The sequence below is a fragment of the Chloroflexota bacterium genome (genome assembly GCA_016875535.1).
Taxonomy (GTDB): Bacteria; Chloroflexota; Dehalococcoidia; order SHYB01; family SHYB01; genus VGPF01.
The window spans coordinates 13384-32041 of record VGPF01000003.1; the positions used below are offsets into that span (position 1 = coordinate 13384).

At 65.1% G+C, this 18658-nt stretch carries 16 protein-coding genes and 2 pseudogenes; 8 read left to right on the forward strand and 10 right to left on the reverse strand.

What is annotated here, in order from left to right; genetic code table 11:
• Window positions 1–8 precede the first annotated feature (8 nt).
• Complete coding sequence (locus FJ039_01625; protein ID MBM4404874.1) at window positions 9–305, reverse strand: hypothetical protein; 297 nt, start codon at window positions 303–305, stop codon at window positions 9–11.
• A gap of 160 nt (window positions 306–465) precedes the next feature.
• On the opposite strand from FJ039_01625, the gene FJ039_01630 reads away from it, so the two are divergent.
• From FJ039_01630 to FJ039_01640, 3 genes are all read left to right on the forward strand, one after another.
• A complete protein-coding gene (locus FJ039_01630) occupies window positions 466–765 on the forward strand; it encodes a hypothetical protein (protein ID MBM4404875.1) in 300 nt (99 codons plus the stop codon).
• 260 nt (window positions 766–1025) lie between these two features.
• On the forward strand, window positions 1026–1604 hold the full coding sequence (locus tag FJ039_01635) for a hypothetical protein (protein ID MBM4404876.1): 579 nt from the start codon (window positions 1026–1028) through the stop codon (window positions 1602–1604).
• A gap of 16 nt (window positions 1605–1620) precedes the next feature.
• Window positions 1621–2652: an alpha/beta hydrolase gene (locus tag FJ039_01640; protein MBM4404877.1), complete on the forward strand. Its 1032-nt coding sequence runs from the start codon at window positions 1621–1623 to the stop codon at window positions 2650–2652.
• Between the two features lie 61 nt (window positions 2653–2713).
• Here the strand turns inward: FJ039_01640 and FJ039_01645 are convergent, their stop codons facing one another.
• From FJ039_01645 to FJ039_01670, 6 genes are all read right to left on the reverse strand, one after another.
• On the reverse strand, window positions 2714–3004 hold the full coding sequence (locus tag FJ039_01645; GenBank protein ID MBM4404878.1) for a sulfite oxidase: 291 nt from the start codon (window positions 3002–3004) through the stop codon (window positions 2714–2716).
• 11 nt (window positions 3005–3015) lie between these two features.
• Window positions 3016–3231: a CDGSH iron-sulfur domain-containing protein gene (locus FJ039_01650; GenBank protein MBM4404879.1), complete on the reverse strand. Its 216-nt coding sequence runs from the start codon at window positions 3229–3231 to the stop codon at window positions 3016–3018.
• A gap of 91 nt (window positions 3232–3322) precedes the next feature.
• Window positions 3323–4543 (reverse strand): CoA transferase, encoded by a 1221-nt coding sequence (locus FJ039_01655; protein MBM4404880.1) that lies wholly within the window; start codon window positions 4541–4543, stop codon window positions 3323–3325.
• Window positions 4543–5739, reverse strand: coding sequence for a CoA transferase (locus tag FJ039_01660; protein ID MBM4404881.1), 1197 nt, complete (start codon window positions 5737–5739; stop codon window positions 4543–4545). The genes FJ039_01655 and FJ039_01660 overlap by 1 nt, the downstream gene beginning before the upstream one ends.
• Window positions 5736–6623: a hypothetical protein gene (locus tag FJ039_01665; protein ID MBM4404882.1), complete on the reverse strand. Its 888-nt coding sequence runs from the start codon at window positions 6621–6623 to the stop codon at window positions 5736–5738. Before FJ039_01665 ends, FJ039_01660 begins: the two co-directional genes overlap by 4 nt.
• A 57-nt stretch (window positions 6624–6680) precedes the next feature.
• A complete protein-coding gene (locus tag FJ039_01670) occupies window positions 6681–7517 on the reverse strand; it encodes an amidohydrolase (protein MBM4404883.1) in 837 nt (278 codons plus the stop codon).
• 478 nt (window positions 7518–7995) lie between these two features.
• Here FJ039_01670 and ppsA point away from each other — a divergent pair, with 478 nt between their 5' ends.
• The 5 genes and pseudogenes from ppsA to rpoD all read left to right on the forward strand — a co-directional run bounded on the left by ppsA (window position 7996) and on the right by rpoD (window position 15442).
• Window positions 7996–10257 (forward strand): phosphoenolpyruvate synthase, encoded by a 2262-nt coding sequence (gene ppsA, locus FJ039_01675; GenBank protein MBM4404884.1) that lies wholly within the window; start codon window positions 7996–7998, stop codon window positions 10255–10257.
• A 66-nt stretch (window positions 10258–10323) separates the two neighbouring features.
• Complete coding sequence (locus tag FJ039_01680) at window positions 10324–11421, forward strand: deoxyguanosinetriphosphate triphosphohydrolase (protein MBM4404885.1); 1098 nt, start codon at window positions 10324–10326, stop codon at window positions 11419–11421.
• 71 nt (window positions 11422–11492) lie between these two features.
• A complete protein-coding gene (gene dnaG, locus FJ039_01685; protein MBM4404886.1) occupies window positions 11493–13343 on the forward strand; it encodes a DNA primase in 1851 nt (616 codons plus the stop codon).
• A gap of 713 nt (window positions 13344–14056) precedes the next feature.
• Window positions 14057–14260, forward strand: a pseudogene (locus tag FJ039_01690) (hypothetical protein).
• A 465-nt stretch (window positions 14261–14725) separates the two neighbouring features.
• Window positions 14726–15442, forward strand: a pseudogene (rpoD, locus tag FJ039_01695) (RNA polymerase sigma factor RpoD).
• Window positions 15443–15478: 36 nt separating this feature from the next.
• Here the strand turns inward: rpoD and rsmI are convergent.
• The 3 genes from rsmI to prfA form a co-directional block, all read right to left on the reverse strand.
• Entirely contained in the window at window positions 15479–16312 is an 834-nt protein-coding gene (gene rsmI, locus FJ039_01700; GenBank protein MBM4404887.1) for a 16S rRNA (cytidine(1402)-2'-O)-methyltransferase, read from the reverse strand.
• A gap of 94 nt (window positions 16313–16406) precedes the next feature.
• Window positions 16407–17282: a peptide chain release factor N(5)-glutamine methyltransferase gene (gene prmC / locus FJ039_01705; protein MBM4404888.1), complete on the reverse strand. Its 876-nt coding sequence runs from the start codon at window positions 17280–17282 to the stop codon at window positions 16407–16409.
• Window positions 17252–18322, reverse strand: coding sequence for a peptide chain release factor 1 (gene prfA / locus FJ039_01710; protein ID MBM4404889.1), 1071 nt, complete (start codon window positions 18320–18322; stop codon window positions 17252–17254). The genes prmC and prfA overlap by 31 nt, the downstream gene beginning before the upstream one ends.
• Between the last annotated feature and the right edge of the window lie 336 nt (window positions 18323–18658).

Below are 18658 nucleotides of genomic sequence, written 5' to 3' on the forward strand. Positions count from 1 at the left end.
TGCGGTTCTTACGAGAGGGCGATGGTCTGAACGCGGTCCGGATATGCCGCGCCGATCTCCACGCTCACGGCCGGACTGCCCGGGACATTTTCCCAACTGATCGTGGAGGCTTCGCCGTAGAACTCCCGCCCCCGACCGTTCGCCGGCTTCCGTCCCACGGGATCGTGCATGTAATACTGCTGCGCTTCACGATTTCGCACCACGGCCAAGCGCATCCCTTCGCCCACCGTGAACGGCCCGTAGGGCATGCTGGTATCCGAATAGTGGACGGCCAGGGTGCTCAGGGGTTTCTTTGGGAATGTCACGGCCCCCTGGGAGACCGGATAGCCTCGCGAGACCTGCCTCCTGGCATCCGGCAGATTGTCCAAGCCGCAGTTGGGGTTAAGATACAGGGGATGGCAACTCCTGCGCTTCAACCTGGCGTTGTGATGCTATCCTGGTGGCGATAGGAGCCATAAGACTGCCATGCCCCTCATCTTCACGGAACGGGCCCGCGCCGCGCTGAAGCGTCTCTTGGATGAGACGGAGCATGAGCCTGGGCAGGTCATCCGCATGCGGTCGGACGTGCACGGGCACTATCACCTCGTCTTGGGAGCGCGCCAGGAGGACGACCAGGCGGTGGAGCACGAGGGCGAGGTGGTGCTTGTCATAAAGGCGAGCGTTGGCGCGCATCTCGCCGAGCACTTGCGCGGGGCGGAGCTGGACATCCTCGAGACGGCCGAAGGACCCGTTCTTGACGTACCTAAAGTGCAGGAGGGGCGATGACTAGGCTTTGGAAAGCTGCTGTGGGCCTGGCGAATTGGCTCAACGGTACAGGGGCACCGAAAGAGAGGGGCCGTTCAGCCCTTTCCAAGCGTGACTATGCCTTGGCGCTGGACCCGCTCTTCCGCTGAGAGGACGAGGCCCTCGCCGTCGGCGAGATCTACTCCCTCGCAGGCCTGAACCCCCGCACGCCGTACTGAATCCGCCAATCCGCAGCGGGTCTCAGCGCGTATACCAGAGCGACGCTACTCTAGGGGGCTGCTATGCGACGTGCGCTCTTCCTCTCCACCTTGGCCATCGGCCTGACGTTGACCCTGGCCGCGTGCAGCGGCGACGACAAGCCCGCGCCGACGGCGACACGAGCGCCGCAGCAGCCGACGGCTGCGCCCGCCGCCACGGCAACGCCGGTTCCCACCGCTCCGCCGCCCACGGCCACCCGCCCACCGGCGACAGCAACGTCTGCGCCCGCGACCAACACGCCTGTGTCGCCGACCGCGACGTCGCGCCCAGCCGCCACAAACACCCCGGCGCCCACGAACACGCCCGTTCCTTCGACGGCGACTTCAGCGCCCGCCCCAGGGGGGCAGACGCGCGAATCGCTCATCTCCGGCTTCACCCTGGAGACGATCACGATTCGCAGAGGGACGGCGATAGCCTGGACGAACAGCGATCCCGCTCCCCATACAGCCACGTCCTCGCAAGGGGCGGTCCAGCGGTTCGATACCGGCATCTTGAATGGGAGCCAGCGCTCCGGGCCGATCGTCTTCAACACTGCGGGGACGATCAACTACTTCTGCGCCGTGCATCCCAGCATGACAGGGACGATCACCGTTACGCAGTAAGCGCAACCGCGCCGCAATGAACCAAGAGGGAGGGGACGTCCCTCCCTCTTCTCTTTCATCTTTCACTGGATGCGTTCGCCGCGCGCGTGGTATAGTGCCGCCGACTTTCCCGATGGAGAGAGCCATGCCCCTTGACCCCCAGATGAAGGCCTATGTGGATATGATGGCGCACGTCCGCGCCGTGCCGATGGAGACGCTGACGCCCCAGGAGGCGCGCAATATGGTGCAGGCCGCGCCCCGCCCGCCCGCGCCGGAGCCGGCGAAGGTGGAGGACCGCACGATCAAGGGACCGCACGGCCCGATCCCCATCCGCATCACCTGGCCCAAAGGGAAGGGCCCGTTCCCCGCCTTCGTCTGGTTCCACGGCGGCGGCTGGGTCATCGGAAGCATCGAGCTGACGGACCACCTGGTGCGGCACTTTGTGCACAACGCGGGCTGTGTGGGTGTCTCCGTGGACTACCGCCTGGCGCCGGAGAACAAGTTCCCCAAGGCGGTGAACGATTGCTACGCCGCCACCAAGTGGGTCTACGACAATGCGAAGGCGCTGAACGTGAACCCAAAGAAGCTGGCCGTGGGCGGGGATAGCGCGGGCGGCAACCTGTCCGCGTGCGTGGCGGTGATGGCGCGGGACAAGGGCGGCCCCAAGCTCTCCCACCAGGCCTGCATCTACCCGGTGATTGACCGCGATTTCACACGCAAATCATACGTTGAGAACGCCGCCGGGCCGGTGCTGACGCGCGGCATGATGGAGTGGTTCTGGAAGCTGTACATGCGGACAGATAAGGATGCCAAGGATCCGTACGTCGCGCCGCTCTACGCGAAGAGCCTCAAGCGGCTCGCGCCGGCAACGGTCATCACGGCGGAGTTCGACCCGCTGCGGGATGAGGGAGACGCCTACGCCAAGAAGCTGAAGAAGGACGGCGTGCCGGTGGACTACAAGTGCTACGCCGGAGTCACCCACGGCTTCGTGAGCATGTGGCCGTATGTGGACATCGGCAAAAAGGGCGTCGAGCACGTCTCGAAGAACCTGAAGAAGGCCTTCAAGTAAGCCGCATCATCGCTTGAAACGGAAGGGCTTGTCCGTCACGGAGAGGCCCTTTTTTTTATTTCTAGCAGCCGAGCCGGTTCACCACAACGTCGCAGGGGTTGGCCTGCGTGATTTCAACGCTTCCCGCCATGGAGAAGGGCGTCATGAACTGCTTGACCTTCGCCTCGTTCGCCGAGTCCAGGATGAGGTAAAAGGTGTGCTTGCCGTCCAGCACGGCATCGGCGTGGATGTTGACGCCCATCTTTGCCGAGTTCTCCTTGGAGACGTGATGGAGGAGCATCTGTCCCATCTTGGGGTCTTTGGCGGGGCAGCGCTCGGCGGGATGCTGATGCTTCACAACGAACAGGGCCATGGTCTTCTCTCCTAACCGGGTTTGACTTCTTCTTTCTTGACGATGCTGACAAACTTCATCTTGCTGTGGGAGCTATCGCAGAAGGGCTTGTTCTGGGAGTGGCCGCAGAGGCAGAGCCAGAACTCGCCCTCCGTGGGGATCTGGTTGCCTGCTGAGTCCTGCAGGACGACGGTCCCCTTCACATGATACGAGCCGTTCCGTGTCGCGCGAATCACTACATCCGCCATGAAAACGCCTCCTCAGTCTTGCGATGTGGCACGCGAATCGCCATTGTACTTTGATGCCGTTCCGGGCGAAAGGTTCCAGGCTGCGGCAGCCTTACAGCAACGGCTCGCGCCCGATGATCTTCGCCGCCGCGAGCCGCGCCGTCTCGGCGTCGCTTCGCCCCAACAGCTCGCGTAGGGCGTATTCGTTGTGCTCGCCGAGCATCGGGGCCGGACGCTTCCACGGCACAGGCTCCCCTTGGACATGGAATGGCAGGCCGGGGTAGGGCTGCCTGCCGATGAGGTCGCGCTCGAGCCACTGGTTGAAGCCGCGCGCCTCCAGATGCGGGTCCTTGATCAGATGCACAGCATCGAAGGCCGCGCCCGCCGCGACGCCTGCGCGCTGAAGGGCCTCCATCGCTTCAACCTGGGTGCGCAGGCTGGTCCAGGCGGCGATGTGCGCGCCCAGGGCCTCCCTATTACGGTAGCGGCTCAGCGTGTTGGCGAAGCGAGCATCGTTCACCCACTCGGGCCGACCGATGGCATTGGCGAAGCGTTGCCATTCCTCCTCCGTGCGCACGCTGATGCCGACCCATTTGTCTTTGCCCTGGCATGGGTAGAAATCATGCGGCGCGGCCAGGGGTTCATCGTTGCCGGCGCGCATCGTCTCGCGCCCGGTGAGCTGGTAGGTGAGGAGGGACGGCCCGGCGAAGGCCGTAAGCGACTCTAAGTGCGCCAGGTCCACGAACTGCCCTTGGCCGGTGACGCGCCTGTGCTCGAGGGCGGCGAAGACGGCGAAGGCGCCGTGCATGCCCATGATGGGATCGGCCGCGGCGCCGATGTTGCAGGGCGGGCCATCGGCGAAGCCGGTATGGTGCGCGATGCCGGAGAGCTGTTCCAGGTTGAAGGCGAAGCCGGTGAAGTTGCGCCAGGGGCCATCGTTGCCGAAGCCGGGCATGGAGACCATGATGAGCGATGGGTTGATCGGCCTCAGGTCGTCATAGCCCAGGCCCAGGTTGCCCATGACGCGTGCGCTGAAGTTCTCCAGCACCACGTCTGAGATGCGCACCAGCTCCTTCAGCGCCTTCTTCCCATCGTCGCGCGTCAGGTCCAGAGTGATGTCCTTCTTCATCATGTTGATGAAGTTATAGGTGGGGCCCTTCTCCCAGGCGTGCTCGCCCGTGGCCGCGGCGCTGCCGCGATAGCCGTCCACCCGCTGGATGGACTCCACCTTGATGACTTCGGCGCCCCAACCGGCGAGCTGGACGGTGGCGTACGGCCCTGCCCAGTAGTGGCTCAGGTCAATGATGCGGATGCCGGAGAGGGGGTAGCGCATCAGATGTCCCTCTGCTCGCGGAGCAGCGAAAGTTCGCCGCGCGAGAGGCCGAGCATGCCGCAGAAGACCTCTTCGTTATGCTGGCCGAGTCGCGGCGCGGGGGTTCGCAGGGCCCACGGCGAGCGCGTGAGGCCGATGGGCGCGCCCGGCTGCAGGGCATCGCCCATCTTGGGATGGCGGGTCGTCACGTAGTAGTCGCGCGCCGCAAGCTGCTCCGATTCCAAGGCGTCCTTGGGCGTGGAGACAAGGCCCGTTGCCACTTGCCAGCCCTGGCCTTCATGGAAGAGTTCTTGCTTGGTGCGCGTGGCGAAGTAGGCCTCCGCCCTCTGGCGCAGGTAGGCGGAGTGCTCCCAGCGCCCGGGGCCGGTGGCGAAGCGCGGGTCCGCCAGGGCATCTTCCATCCCCAACCAGCCGCACATGAGCTCCCAGTGGCGCTCCGTGAGGGAGTTGAGGCCCACATAGCCGTCCTTGCACTGCAAGATGCCCTGGCTGGGGAAGGGATACATGCCGCGCGTCTCCACCGCGCCGGTCATGGAATAGCGCAGCATGGAGCCGGGCAGCATCTGGTTGATCGTCTCCATGATGGAGAGGTCCACGCTCTGGGAGCGGCCCGTCTGCCGCGTCATCTCGCAGGCCGCGACGGCCGCCGAGGCCGCCTGGACGCCCGCGACGAGGAGCGAGAGATTCATCCCAGGCTGCAGGGGCTGGCGGTCCTTGTGCCCCAGGTATTGCGCCCACCCTGCCATGGCCGAAAGGGTCATGTGGTCGGCCTTGTAATCGCGATAGGGGCCCGTGAGGCCGAAGTTGGTGATGCTGAGGCATGCGGCGCGCGGGTTGGCCTTGGCGATATCGCGATGGGTCAGGTGCAGGCGCTCCAGGCTCGCGGGCGAATGGCCGGTGACGACGAGGGTGGCCCAGCGCATCAGCTCCCGGACGATCTCCTGCCCCCCATGCGTTTCCAGATTGATGGTGACGCTCTTCTTGTTGCCGTTGAGATAGATGAAGGTCCCGCTGGCCTCGCTATCCGGCACGTCGTTTGGGAAGGGGCCGAGCCTGCGTGAGGAGTCGCCTTTCCCCGGGCGCTCGACCTTCAGGACGTTCGCGCCGTAATCGGCAAGGAACTTGGTGGCGTACGGCCCGGCGATGTGCTGGGTCAGGTCCAGCACTGCGATGTGCGAGAGGGCGCCCCGGCTCATGTGTAGGTGACTCCCTTTGAGGGGATGGCCTTCCACACATAATCGGGCTCGCCGGGGTTGGGCCGCCGCATCACCAGGATGCGCGCGCCCATGAGGGAGCGCGGGTGCAGGGTGAGCCGGTAGAGCGATTGCTCCTTCATGACGCCGACGCCTTTGGAGCGGAAATGGGTTGCCGCCTTGTCTATGTCCGTTGAGCTGAAGCCGACGCTGTGGATGCCTGCGCCCTGGCTCTTCATCACCTTGGCCAGGGTGGAATCGGGCGAGGCGGGCATGATGACAGAGAACTGCGCGCCGCCGAGCATATAGAGGAGGGCCAGCTTCGCGTGGACGCCGTTCACCAGCGCGCCTATGGGCTTGGCGTGGAAGACCTCCTTCCAGAATTGCTCCGTCGCGCGCGTCTCTTCCACCAGGACGGACATGGAGCGCAGGCCCTGGATGCCCATGGGCGAGGCGGCCCAGCGCTCGGGCTTCCAACCCGGCTCGTTGCGCGGATCGCCGGGAAGGCGGGCGTCCGTGAACTCATAGCGCGCGCCGTGCATATCGTCCGGGTGGGCCGTGAAGCAATGGGCTCGCCTCTCGATGGTGCGCACCCCTGCCTTGTGCAAGGCCTCTTCGGCCGCCTTCAGGTCCTTGACGCCGAGGAGCATGGAGGTGAAAAGGCCCCCGTATCTCTTGATATACGGCGATTCGCGCTCTTCCTTGGTCGCCGCCACAAGCTCGAAGCAGACTTCGCTCACCAGGAGGTGCGTGGCGGTGCGCCCAGTGACAGCCGCCTTGCCGCGATGGAAGACCTGCCCATCGAAGATGCGCTGGTACAGCTCTTCGGCGGCTGGAACGTCCGTGACGGTATGGGCGACGGAAAGGAGGCGCGTTATCTGAAGCATGGGCGTGGTGACAGCCTATGGGAGGCTCGAAAACGAGTCAAGGGAAAGGGGGACGAGTCAGCCCACAAGCCGCCGGGCGTTCTCGCTCATGATGGCGCGCTTCGCCCCGGTGGGGAGCTTGGCCTTCGCCACCTGCTCGCCCAGGCGCGGCTGCGCGATGAGGGGCCAATCGGTGGCGAAGAGGATCTTCTCGTGGCCGATGAGCGTCGCCGCGGCCTCAAAGACCTTTGGCTCATAAAGGAAGGGCGAAGCGGCGGTATCGAAGTAAGTGTTCTTGAGCGCCTTGCGGACCTCCGGCATGAGGGCGTAGAAGGGGAGGCCGCCGCCCCAATGGGCCAGCACGATGGGCTGGTTGGGAAAGGTCTCCACAAAGGCGAGCAACCGCTCGGGCGTCACGCGTCCCTTGCCCGGGTAGCGGTGGCCCACCGGCTCCGAGGCGTGCGCGGCGACGATGAGCCTGCGCCTGCGCGCCGCCTCCATCACCGGCGCCATCACCCGCGCGTTGGCGATATCGTAGCCCTGGGTGTCCGGGTGCAGTTCGCCGAGGCCCCGAGCGCCTAGGGCGGCGCAGCGCTCGATCTCCTTGACCGCGAGGGCGCCCCACATGGGATTGACGGAGCAGAAGGGCACCAGCCGCTTGGGGTAGCGCTTGGCCGAGGCGAGGATGTAGTCGTTCGATTCCCGGCAGGCTGCGTAGGTCTGCCAGCCGATGTTCAGGACCCAGGCTGCATCGAAGCCGGAGCCATCAAGGGCCTGGACGAGCTCTTCAGCCTTCGCCAGCTTTGCCTTCGAGCTGCCGTACAGGTCGCCGAAGGTCGCGTCCGCCTTCGCTAGAGCCGTGCGCCTGCGGGCAAAGGAGGGGGGGAATATCTTGGTATGGGCGTCTATCTTCATCGAGAGTCATGATAGCAAAAGGTAAGCATCCAGCCCTTTGCCAGGCGCATCCAGCCTCGTTAATTTACACAAGGTGGCGGGATTGGCTGCCCTGCCGGTTAGATGGGCGTGACGAGCGGTAACATACCTGTAACAATGGGGTCTGTGAACCATGGAACTAACGAATCTCGTCAGAGTGGGTTCGGTAAATTGATGGACTTTTTGCTGGACATAGCCCCTCCCCCATGCCATAATTTCACCGCGTCGCCACCTGTAGCCCAGGCTGGCGGCGATCCGAAGCATCAGGAGGAGCATATGAAGAAGACCGTCCAGCACAGCCGCCCCTCCAGCTATCGTTTTGGAACAACAACCTTGTTTAGCCGGTAACCCCACAGGCTGAACGAGGCGACGGATGTACCGGAAGCTCTCCCACGCTCTCTCGTCTGAATCTGACGCTGCTCCTCGCGCGGTTTCCCCACAGCAAGCTTTGGAGTCTGACATGGCTGTTACCAAATCGGCGGTGCGCTGGTTCAAAGATGTCGGCAAGGAGAACCTGGCCGAGGCTGGCGGCAAGGGCGCCAACCTTGGCGAGATGACACGCCACGGCATCCCCGTGCCTCCAGGTTTCGTCGTCACTGCCGGCGCCTACTTCGATTTCATCGGCCAGGCGGGCCTGCGCTCCCTTATCCGGGAGGCGACCCAGGGCCTGGACGTCCATAACTCCGCCGCCTTGGAAAAGGCCGCCGAGCGCATCAAATCGGCCATCCTGTCCGCCAAGATGCCGGTGGACATCGTAGAAGAGGTCCGGGAGGCCTATCGCCAGCTTGGCGGCGGCTATGTCGCCGTGCGCTCATCGGCCACGGCGGAAGACCTGCCGGACGCCTCCTTCGCCGGACAGCAGAGCACCTTCCTCAACATCCTTGGGGAGGAAGAGGTCGTCCAGGCCGTCAAGGCCTGCTGGGCCAGCCTCTTTGAGGCGCGCGCCATCTTCTACCGCCAGGAGAACAAGTTCGACCACTTGAGCGTCGGCATCGCCGTCCCCGTCCAGCGCATGGTGGAATCGGAAGTCTCCGGCGTGATGTTCACCGCCGAGCCTATCTCCAGCGATACCTCCAAGCTCTTCATCGAAGCCGTCTACGGTCTGGGCGAGGCCATCGTCTCCGGCCAGGTGACGCCCGATACCTACCTTATAGACAAGGCTACGGCCAAGGTTGAGAAGTCCTCCGTCGCCCCGCAGGACTGGATGCTTGCCCGGAGTGTCAACGGCAGGGGGCCGGAGGGCGCGAACCACAGGGTCGCCATCCCCAGGGACAAGGTGCGCGCGCCCAAGCTCGATGAGGCCCTCGTCCACAAGCTCGTCGCCCTTGGCAAGCATCTTGAGGCGCACTACAAGCACCCGCAGGATATCGAGTGGGCCACCGAACGCGGCAACGTCTATATCCTGCAGACGCGCCCCATCACCACCCTCAAGCAGGGCGCGGCCAAGCCCGCCTCCGCCGGCTTCGATGCGCCCATCCTCGTCAAAGGCGCGCCTGCCTGCCCGGGCGTCGGCGCGGGCAAGGTCGTCATCCTTGAAGGGCCGCACGAGATAGACAAAGTGAAGAAGGGCGATGTTCTTGTGGCGGACATGACCACGCCCGATTACGTTCCCGCCATGAAGCGCGCCGCCGCCATCATCACCAACAAGGGCGGGCGCACCTGCCACGCCGCCATCGTCAGCCGCGAGCTGGGCGTCCCCTGCATCGTCGGCGCGGAGGGCGCGACGGGCCTTCTCAAGCCCGGCCAGGATGTCACGGTGGACGCCACCAACGGCAAGGTCTACGCGGGGATTCTGCATTTTGAGACGCAGCAGATCGCAACCGTGGGCAAATACACAAAGACGCGCACCAAGCTCTATGTGAACCTGGCCGACCCGGCGCGCGCCGAGCAGATCGCGGCCATGAACGTGGACGGCGTCGGCCTCCTCCGCGCCGAGTTCATCGCCGCCCACATCGGCGAGCATCCGCACTACATGCTGGACCAGGGCAAGGGGCAGGAGTTCACGGACAAGCTCGCCAAAGGCATCCGCGCCTTCGCCAAGGCCTTCTATCCGCGCCCCGTCACCTACCGCACCACGGACTTCAAGACCAACGAGTACCGCAACCTCAAGGGCGGCAAGCAGTACGAGGATGAGGAAGAAAACCCGATGATCGGCTTCCGCGGCTGCTTCCGCCACCTGGCCGACGAGGCCGTCTTCCGCCTGGAGACGGATGCCATCAAGAAGGTGGAGCAGGAGTTCGATAACCTGAACGTCATGATCCCCTTCGTCCGCACGCCGAACGAGCTGCGCCAGATAAAAAAGGTCCTGGCCGACCACAAGGTCGCCAAGGGCAAACTCTGGATCATGGTGGAGATCCCCGCCACCGTCATCCTGCTCGATCAGTTCCTGGACGAGGGCGTGGACGGCATCTCCATCGGCTCCAACGACCTTACCCAGCTCGTCCTGGGCGTGGACCGCGATAACGCTAAGTACGCCGAGCTCTTTGACGAGCGCAACGAGGCCGTGCTCTGGTGCCTGGAGAAGATCATCGGCACCTGCCGCCGCCGGGGTATCACCGCCTCCATCTGCGGCCAGGCCCCCTCCTTCTATCCCGATTTGACCGCGAAGCTCGTGGATTGGGGCATCACTTCTGTGTCAGTGAGCCCTGACATGATCGTCCGCACTCGCGATATAATCGGCGAAGTGGAAGAGCGGATGAAGATCCTCCCGCCGCAGAGCTAGACGCCCCGTTCCCCGCCCGTCCCTCTCGCCGGAGCCCGCCGCTCTCTCCTTTGGGAAAGCTTCGCTATGGCCATCTCTTCGACGATCCTTCAGCGCATCCGCTCCAAGGATGCCGCCCTCTCCCCTCACGCCGCTCGCCTGGCCACAACCAGGGGCCGCGAGCGCCCGGAGGCCGCCGATGCCTCGCGCGACGCCTACGCCGTGGACCGCGAGCGTATCGTCCGCTCCAAGGCCTTCCGCCGCCTCATGCACAAGACCCAGGTCTTCCTGGCCCCGCGTGGGGACCACTACCTCACGCGCCTTACGCACACCATGGAGGTCTCGCTCCTCGCCCGCGCCGTCGCCCGCAACCTCAACCTGAATGAAGAGCTGACGGAGGCCGTCTGCATGGGCCACGATCTGGGCCATGCCCCCTTCGGCCACCTTGGCGAGGCGACGCTGGCCGAAGTCTCCGGCTCCGGCTTCCGCCACAACCGCCAGAGCGTCCGCGTCATCGAGCTCTTGGAGAACGGCGGCAAGGGGCTCAACCTCACCTGGGAGGTGCGCCAGGGCATCCTGCGCCACTCCAAAGGGCGCGGAGGCATCGAAGGCCAGGCGGCGGAAGGGCTGGACACCCTGGAAGGGCAGATCGCCAAGATAGCCGACGCCCTGGCCTATGTGACCCACGATACGGAAGATGCCGTCCGCGCCGGGATGATTACGGAGGCCGATATCCCTGCCTCCGTCACCGGCGTTCTGGGCAGGACGCGCGCCGAATGGATACCCACCCTGGTGCGCGACCTCACCGAAACCTCGTGGGCCGCCGCCGGCGAACCCGCCGCGAGCGATGGCTCGATCCCCATCATCCGCATGAGCCCCCGCGTCAGCGCCGCCGCCAATGGATTGCGCGACTTCCTCTTCGCTCGCGTCTACGAGCCCGCCAGCGCCAACGACCAGGCGGAGCGCGCCCGGGAGATCATCCGCCTCCTCTACCGCCACTTCCTCGCGCATCCCGCTAGCGTCCCGGACGATTACAGCATCCCCGGCGAGCCGCCCGAGCGCCGCGCCCTGGACTACATCTCCGGCATGACGGACGGCTATGCCCTCCTCGTCGCCGAAGCGGTCAAGCCCGGCTGCACCACGGGCTTCTGGGAGCAAGGCGTCCCCCTCTCCCTGCCGCGCTAACCCCGCCTCCGGAACCGCCACATGGCCCTCTCACCATCAGCAGCGCGAATTGTGGTATACCCCTTCTCACTATGACCGTTGTTGACGATATAAAAGCCAAGATAGATATCGTGGACTACATCAGCGAGTCCGTCCCCCTTAAGAAGGCGGGGCGGAACTGGTCCGCGCCCTGTCCCTTCCATTCGGAGCGGACGCCTTCCTTCATCGTCTCGCCGGACCGCCAGACCTGGCACTGCTTCGGCGCCTGCAACACCGGCGGCGATGTCCTCCGCTTCGCGATGAAAAAGAACGGCGTGGAGTTCGGCGAGGCCTTGCGGATGCTGGCGCAGAAGGCCGGCATCGCGCTGGAGCCCGTCCACCTCTCCAGGGAGAAGGCCAAGAGCCATGAGCGGCTCAAGGCCCTGAACCGCGCCGCCGCGCTCTTCTTCCATGACACCCTCATGCACACCAAGGAGGCCGCCTTTGTCCGCGACTACCTGGAGAAGCGCGGCGTCTCCTATGACGCCATGGAAGAGTTCCGCCTCGGCTACTGCATAGACCAGCCGGGCCTCCTGGAACAGCGTCTCAAGGCCGCAGGCTTTCTGGAGAAGGAGCTCATCGCCAGCGGCCTCTTGAAGGAGCGCGACGACGGCTCCATCGGCTCCTTCTTCCGTGGCCGCCTCATGATCCCCATCCAGGATGAGCGGGCCGATTACATCGGCTTCGGCGCTCGCGCCATGGACGATTCGAACCCTAAATACATCAACACCTCCCAAACGGAGGTCTTTGAAAAGGGGAGCGTCCTCTACGCCATCCACAAGGCCCGCGACGCCATCCGCAAGGAGGGCATTGGCATCATCGTGGAAGGCTACATGGACGCCCTGGCCGCCCACCAGCACGGCTATGCCAACGTCGTCGCCTCCATGGGCACGGCCCTCACTGAGCGCCAGGTGGGCGCTCTCACCAAGCTCGCCAGCCGCTTTGTTCTCGCCCTGGACCCCGATGCCGCTGGGGATGAGGCCACCCTGCGGAGCTTGGAGTCCTCCTGGCGCATCTTTGATCGCCCCCAGGCCAAAAGCCAGTCCGGCCCGGTGCTGACAGGCCCAGCCGCCAAACAGCCCGAGCTCCGGGTGATGAACCTCCCCAGGGGGCGCGATCCCGACGAAATCATCCGCGAAGACCCGGAGGGCTGGAAGCGTCTCGTCGAAACGGCCACCCCAGTGGTGGATTACGTCTTTGACGCCATCGTCAAGCGCTTTGACCCGGCGACGGCCCAGGGGAAGACAGAGATCACCAAGCGCCTAGCGCCCTTGATTCAAGGCTCCCCCGGCGTCTTTATGCAGCAGGAGCGGGTGAAAAAGCTTGCGCTCTTGCTGAAAGAGGACGAAAATATCATCTGGCGCGCTGTGGGCGGGCCGGTATCTCCCAAGGGCGGCTATAGGCCGAGAAAGGGGCCCGCTCCTGTCAGCGCTCCCTACTCCGACCCTGCGCCCAAGGAATCCTTAGAGGAGTATTGCCTTGCCACCTTGCTGCACTTCCCGGAGCTCCGCAAGCGCGCGGAGGAGCTGACGCCGGAACACTTCATCAACCCCGCCAACGCCGAAATCTTCAAGCGTCTCATCGCCATCAAAAATGTAGAGGATCTGCAAAGGGAATTAGACGAGGTTCTGGTCGGCCACCTGGAGGCGCTCAACGATTTCAAGATGCCTCCGGCCTACGGCCAGCGTGAAGCAGGCCTGGCCGATTGCGTGATGCGGCTGGATGAGCGCAAAGTGAGATTCGAGATGGCCCTCCTGCAGGGCCAGATGAGTGAACAGACGGAGAAGGAACATCCGGACGATCCGGAGGATGTCCAAGAGCTGATGCGGCGGGCCGAAGAGTTGCGACAGCGGCTCGCGGGCATCCATCAGAGCCGGAATCTGCCGGCGGGTCGCGGCGCGTAAGCCTAATAGGGAATACTGAAGATCGGTGGGGAAAGATGCCCAATAAAGCCAAGATGGCACCAGTGAAAAAGGCGGCGAAAAAGGCGGCGGTGAAGGCCAAGCCGAAGGCAAAGGCGGCCAAACCGGCCAAGGCCAAAGCCGCCGCGCCCCAAAAGGTCTCCAAGCCCAAGGTGGTCAAGCGCATCGCCAAGCCTGCGCCAAAGAAGGCCGTCGCCGCCAAGGCGCCCAAGAAGACGGTCAAGGCTGCGCCTGCCAAGAAGCCCGTGAAGGCCAAGGTTGCTCCAAAGCGCCCAGCAAAGGCCGCCCCCAAAGCCAAGCCCGCAACCAAGGGCAAGGCCAAACCCGCCCCCAAGCCGATCAAGAAGGCCGTCAAAGCGGCGCCGCCAAAGAAGGCGGTAAAGGCCCTGCCTAAGCCCGCAACCAAGGGCAAGGCTGCGCCTCCTGCCAAGGCCGTCAAGCAGGCTCCAAAGCCTGCTCCCGCCAAGGCCGCCCCCAAGGCGGCGGAGAAGGCCCAGGCTGTAAAGCCTGCCAAGGCTCCCGCGCCCGCGAAGGCCGCTCCTGCGGCGAAAGCCGCGCCCACCGCCTCTGCAGAAAAGTCCGGCCTCAAGACCCCAAAAGTCTCCAAGGGCAAGACCTCCAAGAAAGACGTCCTGGAGCTCATCGTCGGCAAGAACGGCAAGGACGAGGAGATCGGCGGCGTTTACCTTGTTGACATGGAGAAGGAGCCGGCGGGTCCCGACCAGGAACAGCCGAACGAGAAGGACCTGGCGGAGGAGCCCGAAGTTGACCTGGAAGCCGCCATCCGCATCGAAGACCATGAGATGCTGGACGACCCCGTCCGCATGTATCTCCGCGAGATCGGCCGCGTGAGCCTGCTGACCGCCCAGGACGAGCGCGTCCTGGCCCGCAAGATGGAGGCCACGCGCCACCTGCGCAAGCTCGAGAAGATCTTCCAAGAGGCCAATAACCGCCAGCCTGACGCCTGGGAAATCGTCGTCATGATGCTGGAGCAGGTCGAAGCCTCCCAGCCGCTCCTGGCCGCCTTCGCCAAGAACCTGGAGATCACCAAGAACCCGGCCCTGGGCGTCCTGACGGGCGAGCGCGGCCTTGCCTCCAAGCTGGAAGGGGAGCCGAACCCCGAAGCCCTGGCCGCCATCGCCAAGCAGCGGGGCGCCGATACCATCGCCGTTCGGGACGAGATCGTCCAGATGGCCGTCAACGCGCGCCTCCTGCCGCCGGACGCCGTGGACATCATCGGCGAAGAGGTCCCCGTCAACGCCATCTCCCATGACCTCAAGCGGGAGGCCGTCCGCAAGGAGCTTCGCAGCCACGAGCCCAGCTTCCGCAGCCACTTCAACGGCCTGCGGGACGAAGGCAACCGCGCCCAGCGCCACCTGACGGAGGCCAACCTCCGCCTGGTGGTCAGCGTCGCCAAAAAGTACATCGGCCGCGGCATGTCCCTCCTGGACCTGATCCAGGAAGGGAACATCGGCCTCATCCGTGCCGTGGAGAAGTTCGAATACCGCAAAGGCTATAAGTTCAGCACCTATGCCACCTGGTGGATCCGCCAGGCCATCACCCGCGCCATCGCCGACCAGGCCCGCACCATCCGCATCCCCGTCCACATGGTGGAGACCATCAACAAGCTCCTCCGCGTCAGCCGCCGCCTGGTCCAGGAGTACGGCCGCGAGCCCACCAGCGAAGAGATCAGCGCCGATATGGACATCCCGGCGGAGAAGGTGCGGGAAATCATCAAGATCTCCCAAGAGCCCGTCTCCCTTGAGACGCCCATCGGCGAAGAGGAAGACAGCCACCTGGGCGACTTCATTGAAGACCGCACCGCCCTCGCGCCCGCCGATGCCGCCTCCCACCAGCTCCTTAAGGAGCAGGTGGAGCGCGTCTTAGGGACGCTGAACGACCGCGAGCGCCGCGTCCTCCAGCTTCGCTTTGGGCTGGAAGACGGCCGCAGCCGCACCTTGGAAGAGGTGGGCCGCGAGTTCAACGTCACCCGCGAGCGCATCCGCCAGATCGAGGCCAAGGCCCTGCGGAAGCTCCGCCACCCCACCCGCAGCAAGAAGCTTAAAGACTTCTTGGAATAGCGCAAGCCGCCATAGCGCGCATGAAAAGGCCCCCGGCTATCGGGGGCCTTTTGCTTTCCCTATCCACAGCTGATAGACCTCGCGCCGCGGCCTGCCCGTCTGCCGCGCGATCTCGCCCACCGCCTCGTTCGGCGCCACGCCGCTCCGGCGGAACTGCTCCACGAGCCTCGCCACATCCTGCTCCGCCATCGCCGCAGGCGCGCTTTCGCCCGCCCCGCCGATGACCAGTGTGAACTCCCCCTTCGGCGCGGCGAAGCGCTCCGCCGCCTCCTGCGCCGTCCCGCGGAAGACCTCTTCATGGAGCTTCGTTAGCTCCCGGCAGACCGCGATGGGCCGCTCCGCGCCGAGTATCGCGGCGATATCCTTCAGCGCGCCCTGCACCCGGTGCGGCGATTCAAAGGCCACCAGCGTCCACGGCTGGCGCGCCAACGACTCCAACAGCCTGCGACGCTCGCCGGGCGCGCGCGGCAGGAAGCCGATGAAGGTGAAGCGGTCCGAAGGCAGGCCGGAGAGCGCGACGGCTGTCGGCACCGCCGAAGGGCCGGGGATGACTTCCACCCGGATGCCCTGCTCGATCGCCGCGCGCACCAGGCCGAAGCCCGGGTCGCTGATGGAGGGCATGCCCGCCTCAGTGATGAGCGCCACGTCATGCCGGCGCAGGCGCTCCAGAAGCTGGGCAACTTTGCCGCCGGCCCCCTGCTCGTGATAGCTCACAAGGGGTGTCGAGATGCCGTGGCGCTGGAAGAGGACCTTGGCCCTTCGCGTATCCTCAGCCGCCGCCAGCGGCGCTTCCTTGAGGATGCGCAGCGCGCGAAGGGTGATATCCTCCAAGTTGCCGATGGGCGTCCCTACCAGATAGAGCGTCGGCACTTGGCTCCTCTCCTCTGTCCCATCCTAGTAGGGATCGGCCTATCCCTTCCGAGGGACGACCGTGCCTGGCACGGGAGAAGGCCGCCCCGCCCTCTCACAACCCAATGATAAGCCCGCGCTCCATGCCGCCCAGATCGCGGTAGGCCGTCACCGTCGCCGTTGGGAAATAGCCCTTGGCTATGGCCGCCGCCCGCTCGGCCTGCCCTTCGCCAAGCTCCAGCACCAGCCACCTGGGCCTCTGGGCCAGCGCGAACGTCTGGCTCAGGAGCCGCGCAACCGTCTCCAGGCCGTCGCCCTCCGCAAAGAGGGCCTGCGGCGGCTCAAAGAGCCGGACCTCCGGCTGGAGCGATCCGGCTTCGCCGTGGGCGATATACGGCAGGTTCGCTACGATGATGTCCACCGGCGTTACAAGAGGCGTCAGCAGGTCGCCGTGCAGGAAGTGCACCCGGCCCTCAACGCCGTGGCGGCGGGCGTTCGCGGCGGCGACCTCCAGCGCATCCTTCGAGATGTCTATGGCGTAGAGCGCCGCCTTGGGCAGGTTCGCCGCCAGGCTCACTGCGATTGCCCCGCTCCCGGTTCCCACATCGGCGATGGCGCATGACCCGCGGTACGGCCCGCGGGCGATGTCCAGCGCCAGCTCCACCAGCGTCTCCGTCTCCTGTCGCGGCACAAGGACGCGGTGGTCCACCGTGAAGTCCAGGCCGAAGAACTCGCGCCGGCCCGTGATATAGGCCAGCGGCTCCCGCTGAAGCCGCCGTTCCAGATAACCTCCCAGGCGCTCTCGGGCGGTTATGGTCACCGGCTCGCCCAGCGAGGCATAGAGAGATTCCCGCGTCCGCTCGGCGGCGTGCATGACCAGCACCTCCGCCTCCAGCCGCGCTTCCTGGATGCCCGCCTCTTCCAGCGCCGTCCGCGCGGCGCGCAGGGCCTCCGCCGTCTTCACGCCGTCGCCTCCTCCAGCCGCCGCGATTGCTCGTGCGCCAGCAGCTGGTCAATGAGCCCTTCGATCTTGCCGTCCATGATTTCGGAGAGGTTGTGGAGCGTCACGTCCATGCGGTGGTCCGTCACCCGGTTCTGCGGGAAGTTATAGGTGCGTATCTTCTCGGAGCGGTCGCCGGTGCCCACTTGGGAGCGCCGCGCGCTGGAGATGGCCTGTTCCTGTTTCTGCGTCTCCATGTCCATCAGGCGCGCCTGCAGGACCTTCATCGCTTTGGTCTTGTTCTTCAGCTGGGATCGCTCGTCCTGGCAGGTGGCGACGATGCCCGAGGGCAGGTGAGTGATGCGCACCGCTGTGGCGACCTTTTGGACGTTCTGCCCGCCGTGGCCTCCCGCGTGAAAGATGTCTATCTTCAGGTCGGCCGGGTTGATGTGGATGTCCACCTCCTCCACTTCCGGCAGCACCGCCACTGTGGCCGTGGAGGTATGGATGCGCCCGCTGGCCTCCGTCTCCGGCACCCGCTGGACGCGGTGGACGCCGCTTTCGTGCTTCAGGCGGCTATAGGCCCCCTTGCCGCGCACCTCAAAGATGATTTCCTTGAAGCCGCCGGCCCCGGAATCACTGCTGTCCATCACTTCCGCCGCCCAGCCCTTCATGGCGGCGTAGCGCGTGTACATCCGGTAGAGGTCGGCGGCAAAGATGCCCGCCTCGTCGCCGCCCGTGCCTGCGCGTATCTCCACGATGACGTTCTTCTCATCGTTCGGGTCCACCGGCAGGACCGCCACTTGCAGGTCTGGCCCCAGCCGGTCCCGGCGCCTCTCCAGGCTGGCCAGCTCGTCCTTCGCCATCGCCAGCATCTCGGCGTCGCCGCCGGAGGCGACCATCGCCTTCGCCTCGGCGATCTCCTTCTCGATGCGCTTGTATTCGCGGTAGAGCGTCACCGCCCGCTCGAGGGAGGCGCGCTCCTTGGCAAGCCCTTGCACCTTCTGGAAATCGGTCACGATATCGGGCCTGCCCATCATTTCGGCAAGCTCGTCGTACCGGCGCTCCTGGGCCTTCAGTTTCGGCAGCAGTTTTTCGATCATATGCGTCTATCGTGAGAAAGCCCCCGTCGCGGGGGCTTGAGATAGAGAAAGTATACCCCACCTGGGCATAGAGCGGTTTCCAGAAGGGCGGGCCGCGACACATCAAGGCTCGTTATCAAGGCTCCTGGGCGGTTGACTCCCCTGCCGCTCCCTCGCTATGCTCCCACTTCCTCGGGCGATGGCGGCGCAACCATGGAGGGCAGCGGGATGCTGATGGAGAAGGACTTCTCGGTCTTCGATTGCGATGCCCATATCAACGAGCCGCACACCATCTGGTCCGACTACGTAGAGCCGGAGTACAGAGAGGCCGTCAAAGCCGCCTTC